Annotated in this window: 12 protein-coding genes; 7 read left to right on the top strand and 5 right to left on the bottom strand. The window is 69.6% G+C overall.

Translation table 11 applies throughout. From position 1 onward, the window contains the following. Positions 1-178: 178 nt before the first annotated feature. Positions 179-874, bottom strand: coding sequence for a PepSY domain-containing protein (locus tag FNH04_RS34330; RefSeq protein ID WP_152789760.1), 696 nt, complete (start codon positions 872-874; stop codon positions 179-181). Between the two features lie 146 nt (positions 875-1,020). Between FNH04_RS34330 and FNH04_RS34335 the strand changes: the two genes are divergently transcribed. Both FNH04_RS34335 and FNH04_RS34340 read left to right on the top strand, forming a co-directional pair. After that, positions 1,021-1,683, top strand: coding sequence for a response regulator transcription factor (locus FNH04_RS34335; protein ID WP_152789761.1), 663 nt, complete (start codon positions 1,021-1,023; stop codon positions 1,681-1,683). After that, positions 1,680-3,116, top strand: a complete 1,437-nt coding sequence (locus FNH04_RS34340) for a sensor histidine kinase (protein ID WP_152789762.1) — start codon at positions 1,680-1,682, stop codon at positions 3,114-3,116. The genes FNH04_RS34335 and FNH04_RS34340 overlap by 4 nt, the downstream gene beginning before the upstream one ends. A gap of 44 nt (positions 3,117-3,160) precedes the next feature. Here FNH04_RS34340 and FNH04_RS34345 read toward each other — a convergent pair whose 3' ends face one another. From FNH04_RS34345 to FNH04_RS34360, 4 genes are all read right to left on the bottom strand, one after another. Continuing rightward, positions 3,161-3,637, bottom strand: coding sequence for a MarR family winged helix-turn-helix transcriptional regulator (locus FNH04_RS34345; RefSeq protein WP_152789763.1), 477 nt, complete (start codon positions 3,635-3,637; stop codon positions 3,161-3,163). A 146-nt stretch (positions 3,638-3,783) separates the two neighbouring features. Then, on the bottom strand, positions 3,784-4,587 hold the full coding sequence (locus FNH04_RS34350; RefSeq protein WP_322724677.1) for an AIM24 family protein: 804 nt from the start codon (positions 4,585-4,587) through the stop codon (positions 3,784-3,786). Further along, the gene (locus FNH04_RS34355) at positions 4,584-5,234 is read right to left on the bottom strand and encodes an AIM24 family protein (protein ID WP_152789767.1); all 651 of its coding nucleotides are present in this window, start codon (positions 5,232-5,234) and stop codon (positions 4,584-4,586) included. The genes FNH04_RS34350 and FNH04_RS34355 overlap by 4 nt, the downstream gene beginning before the upstream one ends. A gap of 1 nt (position 5,235) precedes the next feature. Beyond that, on the bottom strand, positions 5,236-5,868 hold the full coding sequence (locus FNH04_RS34360) for an AIM24 family protein (RefSeq protein ID WP_152789769.1): 633 nt from the start codon (positions 5,866-5,868) through the stop codon (positions 5,236-5,238). A gap of 257 nt (positions 5,869-6,125) precedes the next feature. On the opposite strand from FNH04_RS34360, the gene FNH04_RS34365 reads away from it, so the two are divergent. From FNH04_RS34365 to FNH04_RS34385, 5 genes are all read left to right on the top strand, one after another. Further along, positions 6,126-6,470 carry a DUF3817 domain-containing protein gene (locus FNH04_RS34365; RefSeq protein WP_322724679.1) on the top strand — a complete coding sequence of 115 codons (345 nt, stop codon included), beginning with the start codon at positions 6,126-6,128 and terminating at the stop codon, positions 6,468-6,470. Beyond that, on the top strand, positions 6,467-6,760 hold the full coding sequence (locus FNH04_RS34370; protein WP_152789764.1) for an MTH1187 family thiamine-binding protein: 294 nt from the start codon (positions 6,467-6,469) through the stop codon (positions 6,758-6,760). The genes FNH04_RS34365 and FNH04_RS34370 overlap by 4 nt, the downstream gene beginning before the upstream one ends. A gap of 93 nt (positions 6,761-6,853) precedes the next feature. Then, positions 6,854-7,363: a MarR family winged helix-turn-helix transcriptional regulator gene (locus FNH04_RS34375; RefSeq protein WP_322724680.1), complete on the top strand. Its 510-nt coding sequence runs from the start codon at positions 6,854-6,856 to the stop codon at positions 7,361-7,363. 98 nt (positions 7,364-7,461) lie between these two features. Next, on the top strand, positions 7,462-7,800 hold the full coding sequence (locus FNH04_RS34380; RefSeq protein ID WP_152789765.1) for a DUF3817 domain-containing protein: 339 nt from the start codon (positions 7,462-7,464) through the stop codon (positions 7,798-7,800). A 76-nt stretch (positions 7,801-7,876) separates the two neighbouring features. After that, positions 7,877-9,577, top strand: coding sequence for an acyl-CoA mutase large subunit family protein (locus FNH04_RS34385; RefSeq protein WP_152789766.1), 1,701 nt, complete (start codon positions 7,877-7,879; stop codon positions 9,575-9,577). Positions 9,578-9,596: the final 19 nt, after the last annotated feature.

Genomic DNA, 9,596 nt, shown 5'->3' on the forward strand with positions numbered 1-9,596 from the left:
TCCCATCCCCAGGGGCCCCGCCCCCCGGACCGAAGGGGCGCGGGGAACTGCGCGACCAGCCCCCGCCGGGGTCGCAGCCGACGACGCCGCGCACGGAGCAGGGGCCCTGGGGGCGTAGCCCCAGGGCCCCTGGACGGAAGCCGTCAGCCGTCAGCCGTCAGCCGTCAGCCGGCAGTCATCAGTCGTCCGAGTCGTCCGAGTCGTCCGAGTCGTCCGAGTCGTCCGCGGAGCGGTCCGCCGTGACCTTGGCGGTGTCGAGCGCGACGTTCCAGTCGGTCTCCACGCCATCGGCACCCGTCGTGTCCACGCCCCAGGCCTGCGTGCGTCCCTCGTCGTCGAGGTCGACGGACGTCACCGTGCCCTCGGCGGCGGCGGCCTCCGCGGCCTCGGCGGCCGAGACGGAGCTGCCCTTCAGCGCGGCACGGGCCTGGGTGGCGTCCTCGGCGTCCTCCTGCTCGGTGTGGGAACCCAGCACCTTGCCGGTGCCCGGGTCGACCTGGACGGTGTGCCAGGTGTTGCCGGAGGACAGGACGTCGACCTCCCAGACGAGGTTCGAGCCCTCGTTGTCGAGGTCCGCCCCGACCGCCGTACCGGACTTGTCCTTCAGCGCGGCCGTGATCGCGTCGGCGGCCGTGACCTTCGCCGCCTTGGCCTCGGCGGCGTCCTCGGCCTTGTCGTCGGCGTCGTTCGCGTCGTTCGCGTCGCTCTTGTCGTCGGTGTCGTTCGCGTCGTCACGGTCGTTGTCGCCCTGGACCTGAACGCTCGACCGCTGCGCGGGCGCCTCGTCGTCGCCCGAGACCGCGAGGGCGGTCGCGGTGCCGCCACCGATCAGAGCCGCGGCGGCGATGGTGGCGATGACGATGTTGCGCTTCATGGGGTTCCTCCCGAATACGACGTGTTGCGACCGCTTGAAGCTGGTTGCGGTCGCTTTCGACGAAAACCAATCTCCCCGACCGACGCTGAAGCGGACCTGAAACCCCCTGAAGCCTTCTTCAGGTTCGGTTTGGGACGCTGTTCCCCATGCGCCTGTTGATCGTGGAGGACGAGAAGCGGCTGGCTCTTTCGCTCGCGAAGGGGCTGACGGCCGAGGGCTTCGCTGTGGACGTCGTACACGACGGCCTCGACGGGCTGCACCGCGCCTCCGAGGGGTCGTACGACCTCGTCATCCTCGACATCATGCTGCCCGGCATGAACGGCTACCGCGTGTGCGCCACCCTCCGGGCCGCCGGCCATGACGTGCCGATCCTCATGCTCACCGCCAAGGACGGCGAGTACGACGAGGCCGAGGGGCTCGACACGGGCGCCGACGACTATCTGACCAAGCCCTTCTCGTACGTGGTGCTGGTCGCCCGAGTGAAGGCGCTGCTGCGGCGCCGGGGGCCCGCCGGGGCCTCGCCCGTGCACGTCGTCGGGGACCTGAAGCTCGACACCGCCGCCCGGCGCGTCTTCGTCCGTGACAACGAGGTCACCCTCACCGCCAAGGAGTTCTCCGTCCTGGAGCAGCTCGTCGTGCGGGCCGGCGAGGTGGTGTCGAAGGGCGACATCCTGGACCACGTCTGGGACTTCGCGTACGAGGGCGACCCGAACATCGTCGAGGTGTACGTGAGCACCCTGCGGCGCAAGCTCGGCGCCGGGCTCATCAAGACCGTACGCGGCGCCGGATACCGGCTGGAGGCGAGATGAGACGCCGACTGGGATCCGTACGGGCCAGGGCCACCCTCGCGGCCACACTTGTCGTGGCGATCGCCCTGGTCGCCGCCGGCGCCGCCGTCCTGATCTCCCTGCGGGCCAACCTCATCGACACTGCCGAGGCCCAGGCGGACAGCGAGGCCCGCACGGTGGCCCGCGACCTGGCCTACGGCGTCCCGTACGCCGAACTGGACCTCCCCGACGCCGACGACAACCCCGTCCAGGTCGTGAACCGCCAGGGGCGCATCGTGGCGTCCGACGAGGACGTGGAGAGCCTGAGCGTCGTCCCGAGCGGCTCGGAGCGGACCGGAGGCAGCACGCCCGTGGGCGACGACGACGCCGACGATGACGCAGATGACGCCGATGACGCGGGGCAGAGCGCGGATCCGCCGGACGCCGGCGAGGTCTCCGACGACGTGCGGCACGCCCAGGGCACCGCTACGGTCGACGGGGAAACCGACGACTACCAGTTCGCCGCCCTTGAGGTGACCACGGACCAGGGCGCCACGCTCACCGTGTACGCGGGCGCCTCCCTCTCCGCCGAACAGGGCGCCGTCGGCACGGCGCTCACGGCCATGCTGATCGGGCTGCCGCTGCTGCTGGTGACGGTGGGCGGAGCCACGTACGTCGTGACCCGACGCGCGCTGCGGCCCGTCGAGGGCATCCGCGCCGAGATGGCCGCCATCACGGCCTCGGAGGACCTCTCCCGGAGGGTGCCCGAGCCCGACACCCATGACGAGATCGCCCGGCTGGCCGAGACCACCAACGAGACCCTCGCCGCCCTGGAGACGTCCGTGGAGCGTCAGCGGCGGTTCGTCGCGGACGCCTCCCACGAACTCCGCAGCCCCATCGCCTCCCTGCGCACCCAGCTCGAAGTGGGCTCCGCGCACCCGGAACTGCTGGACATCGAGGGCGCCGTCGAGGACACCGTACGGCTGCAGCGGCTCGCCGCCGATCTGCTGCTGCTCGCCCGGCTGGACGCGGGGGAGCGGCCGCAGGACGCCCGGTTCGACCTGGCGGATCTGGTCCGGGAGGAGGCCGACGGGCGGACAGGGGTGTACCTCGACGGGGTACGGTCCGTCGAAGTGGCCGGCTCACGGAGCCAGTTGACGCGGGTACTCGCCAACCTGCTGGACAACGGGCAGCGCCATGCCCGTGAGCGCATCGACGTCGCCCTGCGCACCGAGGGCCCCTGGGCCGTGCTGGAGGTCGCCGACGACGGATCGGGGGTCCCGCCCGAGGAACGGGACCGCGTCTTCGAGCGGTTCGTACGCCTCGACGAGTCCCGCAGCCGCGACGACGGCGGCGCCGGCCTGGGCCTCGCCATCGCCCGGGACGTCGCCACCCGGCACGGGGGCACCCTCACGGTCCGGGAGGCGCCGGGCGGCGGAGCACTCTTCGAACTGAGGGTGCCCAGCACCAAGTAGAGGGGCGAGAGGGGCGAGAGGGGCGCGGGGCCGAGTACGGAGCGCTACGACTTGCCCCGGTGCCCCCGCAGATGCTCCGCGATCGGCTTCAGGGCCTTGTCGAGCTCGGCCAGGGCCTCCGGTGACAGCAGGTCGATGAAGTGCCTCCGCACCGACGCCACATGATGCGGCGCCACCTTCTGCATCGTCTCCAGGCCGTGCTCGGTGAGCACCGCGTACAGCCCGCGGCGGTCCGACTCGCAGTTCTCACGCCGCACCAGGTTCGCGTTCTCCATGCGTGTGATCTGGTGCGAGAGGCGGCTCTTGGACTGGAGGGTGGCGGACGCGAGGTCGCTCATCCGCATCCGCAGGCCCTCCGACTCGGACAGGTTCACCAGGATCTCGTAGTCGTTCATTGTCAGGCCGAACGGCTGCAGATCCCTTTCGAGCTGGTGCGTCAACAGTCGATTGACGTCCAGGTGGGTGCGCCAGGCGCACTGCTCCGCATTGGTCAGCCAGCGCGTGGCCGTCTCGGTCTCCATGAATGAAGTCTACCTAAGAGGTTGAAAGGCGAACTATGAGGATTTTATGGCGGTGGTTTCATGGCGGCCCGTTCATGACGGGCCGTCCATCACGTGCTGCAAGACCGGGGTGCACTCGTTCGACGTCACACTCCGCAGACTACCGCTCACAGCCCGAAGCGACGCTGGAGGTCTCCCAGCTGTCCGGGAAGGCGCGGTGCGCCGGCCTGCGGTCCGTGCCCGCCGGGTGCCCCTCCGCCGCCCGGTACACCCGGCTCGTGCGGGACCGCTCCCGTGGCCTGCTCCGCCATGAGTGTTTCCGAGGACTGCAGGAGCACCGTGCCCGCTCCGACGAACTCGAACTGGTGCTCTTCCCCGGAGACCCCGCCGAGGCCCGTCAGCGCACGTAGACCGCCCATCACACCCGCCATGTACCCGTGGTCGTAGTGGTGGCACGGCGAGGGGCAGTCCGCCCAGCCGACCAGGGCCTGCGGGTCGACCCGGATCGGCGGTTCCATGAACACCACCGGACCGTTGGAGGCGGCCACGAACTTTCCGGTTCCGATGAGCGTCAGGAAGCCCGGCACGATCGACTGCTTGAGGGACAAGCTTGGCTGGAAAGCGAGCAGGTTGCCCGAGCGAATGGTCAGGTTGCCGTCGTCCAGGTCGTACGAGTTCACATCGAAGGCCCGGTCGGCGAGGAGCATCTTGCCGGAGCCCTCCGCCACCACCCAGTCGCTCGCGTGCAGAGGCGAATGGAAGGACGTGCGGACCAGACGGTCCAGTCGGCCGTGCCCGATGCCGTTGAAGTCGATCGACCCGTAGTAGGCGATCATCTTCCCCTTCTGCAGGAACCACTGGCTCCCCTTGAGCTCGACGCAGAAGGTGTAGTTGTTGACGTTGTCGTCGCTCGGCAGCGTCATCGGGTCGTGGACCACCGGGCCGCCGCCCGGAACCCCGTAGGTGCTCACAGCTTCTCCTCCGACGCCTGGACGTACACCACGCCGCTGCCGCTCAGCTCCAGCTGGAACGCCTCGCCCGAGCCGCGGCCCACCATGTCGCGCCAGCCCAGCGCGGTGGACAGCTTGTTCCGCACATCGCCGTGGTGCGCCACGTACGCCTGAGGATCGACGTGGACCGGGCGCTGCGGGGTGATGGGGACCTCGATGACACCGCCGTGGGCCATCACCGCGACGGAGCCGTGCCCCTTGAGGGTGGTGGTGAACAGGCCCTGTCCCGTCACCTGCCCCCGCACCATGCCCATGACCCCGCCCTGGGAACCCATGAACATCGTGCCCTGCTGGAGCGTGCCGTCGAAGGCGAGCAGCCGGTCCGCCTCGACGTACAGCGTGTCCCCGGTGAGCGCGATCACCTGGACGTGGTGGCCGCCGTGTCCGAAGAGCACCGTGCCGCTGCCCTCCACCGTCATCAGCGGGGTCGCCTCGTTCGCCACCCGACGGCCGATCATCGACACCAGTCCGCCCTGGCCGCCCTGTGTGTTGGGGGTGAAGGACACCTCGCCCCTGTAGGCGAGCATCGCCCCGCGCTGACTGAACAGCCGCTGTCCGGGGGCGACCGTCGCCTCGATCATCTTGGAGTTGATCTCGCGGAAGGGCATGTCACACATCCCCCGCGATCGTGTTCCGCTCACTCGGCTGTACGTACACCAGCCCGTCCCCCTCGAACCGGATCTGGAAGGCCTCACCGCCGCCCTCACCCATGAGCGTGCGGAACGTCACTCCGGACTGGAACGACTGCCGGACGTTCCCCTGGTGCGCGATGTACGCCCCGGGGTCGACGACCAGCGGATACTGCGAGCTCACCCGCAGCACGACAGCCGGCCCGTCGGACATGATCGCCGCCTGGCCGTGTCCCTCGACGGTGGTTGTGAACAGCCCGTTGCCCTGTGAGGCGCCGCGCAGCCCGGTGAACGACGTACCCGTCCTCAGTCCCGCGTCCGTCGCGAGCAGGTTGCTCGACTCGACGTACAGCTTGTCTCCCTGGAGACTCACCAGGTTGATCTCGGAGGCCCGGTCCGCGAACCAGCACGTCCCGTGCCCCTTCACCTCCATCATGGTCATCTGCTCGCCGGTGAGACGCCGGGTGACCATCCCCCGGATCCCCTCCCCGCCGCCGCTCATCTTCTTGAAGGCCATCTGCCCGTCGTACGCGACCATCGAGCCGTTCTTCGCCTTGACTGCGTCCCCGGTCATGTCGACGGCGAGCACCTTGCTGCCTTGAAGTCGGAACATCGCCACGCTGCGAAAGGTAGCCGCAAGCAGGGCGGACCGGACAGAGCCCGGAGGCGGATCTCCACCCCGAGACGACCCTTAGAGGGCGCCAAAGGGCAACTAGGGGCAACACGGAGCCTCAGGGGGCGTCAGCTCCGCGGGCCCGCGCGCACCCCCTGCCCGGCCGATCCCGCTCCGGATGCCACAATGGGTCCGCTTGTGCGTCCGTTCACAAGGCTCGACCCCACTCCTGCCGGCACTCCCAACGAAGGTGACCCGTGGACATAAAGACCGCCTCCGCCCTCCGCCGCCTCCGCCTCGTCTCCGCCCCCGAGGCCGTCTCCTTCCTGCTCCTGCTCGTCTGCTCGGTGCTGAAGAGGACCACGGAGTTCGACGCGGTGTTCCCGATGGGCCTGATCCACGGCGTCCTCTTCATCCTGTACGCGGTCTTCTGGGCCGACGCCTGGAACCGCACCAAGTGGTCCCTGCGGACCGCCGCCCTCTACTTCGTCCTCGCCGTGCTGCCCACCGGCGGCTTCTTCGCCGAGCGGAAGCTGCGCCGTGAGGCCGAGGACGCGGTGATCGCCTCCCGCGCCCGCAAGGAAGGGGTCGTCAACGCATGATCGTCGCCTTCTCCGTGACGCCGCTCGGCGTCGGCGAGGACGTGGGGGAGTACGTCGCCGACGCGGTCCGGGTCGTCCGCGAGTCCGGGCTGCCCCACCGCACCGACGCGATGTTCACGTCGGTCGAGGGCGAGTGGGACGAGGTGATGGACGTGGTGAAACGCGCTGTCGCGGCGGTCGAGGAACGCGCCCCGCGCGTCTCCCTCGTCCTCAAGGCGGACATCCGCCCCGGCGTCACGGACGGCCTCACGTCCAAGGTGGAGACGGTGGAACGGCACCTGTCCGGGTGAGGGCGCCCCAGCAGGCCCTGGGCAACCCCGGGTGTGCGACCGAAAAGCGAGACAGGGCTGACCGGCATATGACCGGCCGGTAAGGTCGTTGCCGTGTCCAAGCCGCTCAGCCTCTCCTTCGACCCCATCGCCCGCGCCGACGAACACTGGAAGCAGCGCTGGGGGAACGTCCCGTCCATGGCTGCGATCACCTCGATCATGCGCGCGCACCAGATCCTGCTCGCCGAGGTCGACGCGGTCGTCAAGTCGTACGGGCTGACCTTCGCGCGCTACGAGGCGCTGGTGCTGCTCACCTTCTCGCAGAAGGGCGAGCTGCCGATGTCCAAGATCGGTGAGCGGCTCATGGTGCATCCCACGTCGGTCACGAACACCGTGGACCGCCTGGTCAGGTCGGGCCTCGTCGACAAGCGGCCCAACCCCAACGACGGCCGCGGCACGCTCGCCTCCATCACCGAGAAGGGCCGCGAGGTCTGCGAGGCGGCCACCCGTGACCTGATGGCGATGGACTTCGGGCTGGGTGTGTACGACGCGGAGGAGTGCCAGGAGATCTTCGCGATGCTCCGGCCGCTGCGGGTGGCGGCGGGGGACTTCGAGGGGGAGTAGGGCACCCGCGTGTGCCTCCGCGCACGCCTCCGCGAGCCTCTCGTATGCCGCCGGGGGCGCCCGAAGATCGCACGAAAGCGGTGGTTACGCTCGTCGGCATGAAAAAAAGCGTGCTGACCCGCTACCGCGTCATGGCCTACGTCACCGGTGTGCTGCTGATCCTGCTGACCCTCGGCATGATCGGCAAGTACGTGCTCGAGCTGGACGGGGCCGCGGACTTCACGTACGTGGTCAGCCTCGCGCACGGCTGGCTGTACGTCGTGTACCTGGTCTTCGCCTTCGACCTGGGCTCCAAGGCGAAGTGGCCGGTCCGCAAGCAGCTGTGGGTGCTGCTGGCCGGAACGATCCCGACCGCCGCCTTCTTCGTGGAGCGGAAGATCAGCCACGAGCTCGAGGCGAGGACCGCGGAAGACTCCCCCGCGGTCGCCAAGGCGTAACCACCGACCGCCGTACGGACACGCGTGCGGCGGTTTGTCGTCGACATTTACTTGGACGTCCTAGTAAATTGGAGGTATGGACGCTGACGCCATCGAGGAGGGCCGCCGACGCTGGCAGGCCCGCTACGACGCCTCACGCAAGCGCGAGGCCGACTTCACGACGCTCTCCGGCGATCCCGTGGAGCCCGTGTACGGTCCCCGGCCCGGGGACGCCTATGAGGGCTTCGAGCGGATCGGCTGGCCCGGGGAGTACCCCTTCACGCGCGGGCTGTACCCGACCGGCTACCGGGGGCGGACGTGGACGATAAGGCAGTTCGCCGGTTTCGGGAACGCCGAGCAGACGAACGAGCGCTACAAGATGATCCTCGCCAACGGCGGCGGGGGACTGTCCGTGGCGTTCGACATGCCGACGCTCATGGGGCGCGACTCCGACGACCCGCGTTCGCTCGGTGAGGTCGGGCACTGCGGGGTGGCGATCGACTCGGCGGCCGACATGGAGGTCCTGTTCAAGGGCATCCCGCTGGGCGACGTCACGACGTCCATGACGATCAGTGGTCCGGCCGTGCCGGTCTTCTGCATGTACCTGGTGGCGGCCGAGCGCCAGGGCGTGGACCCGTCGGTGCTGAACGGCACGCTCCAGACCGACATCTTCAAGGAGTACATCGCGCAGAAGGAGTGGCTCTTCCAGCCCGAGCCCCATCTGCGCCTCATCGGCGACCTGATGGAGTACTGCGCGGCGGGCATCCCCGCGTACAAGCCCCTGTCGGTCTCCGGCTACCACATCCGCGAGGCCGGGTCGACGGCCGCGCAGGAACTGGCGTACACGCTGGCGGACGGGTTCGGCTACGTGGAACTGGGCCTGTCCCGCGGCCTGGACGTGGACGTCTTCGCGCCCGGGCTGTCCTTCTTCTTCGACGCGCACGTGGACTTCTTCGAGGAGATCGCCAAGTTCCGTGCGGCGCGCAGGATCTGGGCGCGCTGGATGCGGGACGTGTACGGCGCGCGGAGCGAGAGGGCGCAGTGGCTGCGGTTCCACACGCAGACCGCGGGTGTCTCGCTGACGGCGCAGCAGCCGTACAACAACGTGGTGCGTACGGCGGTGGAGGCGCTGGCGGCGGTGCTGGGCGGTACGAACTCGCTGCACACCAACGCGCTGGACGAGACGCTGGCGCTGCCCTCCGAGCAGGCGGCGGAGATCGCGCTGCGTACGCAGCAGGTGCTGATGGAGGAGACCGGGGTCGCCAACGTGGCGGATCCGCTGGGTGGTTCGTGGTACGTCGAGCAGCTGACGGACCGGATCGAGGCGGACGCCGAGAGGATCTTCGACCAGATCAAGGAACGGGGGCTGCGGGCGCATCCGGACGGGCGGCACCCGATCGGGCCGGTCACGTCCGGGATCCTGCGCGGGATCGAGGACGGCTGGTTCACCGGGGAGATCGCGGAGTCGGCGTTCCAGTACCAGCAGGCCCTGGAGAAGGGCGACAAGAAGGTCGTCGGTGTGAACGTCCACACCGGGTCCGTGACCGGGGACCTGGAGATCCTGCGGGTCAGCCACGAGGTGGAGCGGGAGCAGGTGCGGGTGCTCGCGGCGCGCAGGGCGGGGCGGGACGACGCGGCGGTGCGCGCGGCCCTGGACGCCATGCTGGCGGCCGCGCGGGGTGGGGCCAACATGATCGGGCCGATGCTGGACGCGGTGCGGGCGGAGGCGACGCTGGGCGAGATCTGTGACGTGTTGCGGGACGAGTGGGGGGTCTACACGGAGCCGGCGGGCTTTTAGGCGCTGCGGGGTCCAGGGG

The sequence above is a fragment of the Streptomyces phyllanthi genome (genome assembly GCF_009377205.1).
Classification (GTDB): domain Bacteria; phylum Actinomycetota; class Actinomycetes; order Streptomycetales; family Streptomycetaceae; genus Streptomyces; species Streptomyces phyllanthi.

Coding starts and splice junctions, on each gene's coding strand:
- FNH04_RS34330 (WP_152789760.1), bottom strand. CDS start 874: ATGAAGCGCAACATCGTCATCGCCACCATCGCCGCCGCGGCTCTGATC.
- FNH04_RS34335 (WP_152789761.1), top strand. CDS start 1,021: ATGCGCCTGTTGATCGTGGAGGACGAGAAGCGGCTGGCTCTTTCGCTC.
- FNH04_RS34340 (WP_152789762.1), top strand. CDS start 1,680: ATGAGACGCCGACTGGGATCCGTACGGGCCAGGGCCACCCTCGCGGCC.
- FNH04_RS34345 (WP_152789763.1), bottom strand. CDS start 3,637: ATGGAGACCGAGACGGCCACGCGCTGGCTGACCAATGCGGAGCAGTGC.
- FNH04_RS34355 (WP_152789767.1), bottom strand. CDS start 5,234: ATGCCCTTCCGCGAGATCAACTCCAAGATGATCGAGGCGACGGTCGCC.
- FNH04_RS34360 (WP_152789769.1), bottom strand. CDS start 5,868: ATGTTCCGACTTCAAGGCAGCAAGGTGCTCGCCGTCGACATGACCGGG.
- FNH04_RS34370 (WP_152789764.1), top strand. CDS start 6,467: ATGATCGTCGCCTTCTCCGTGACGCCGCTCGGCGTCGGCGAGGACGTG.
- FNH04_RS34380 (WP_152789765.1), top strand. CDS start 7,462: ATGAAAAAAAGCGTGCTGACCCGCTACCGCGTCATGGCCTACGTCACC.
- FNH04_RS34385 (WP_152789766.1), top strand. CDS start 7,877: ATGGACGCTGACGCCATCGAGGAGGGCCGCCGACGCTGGCAGGCCCGC.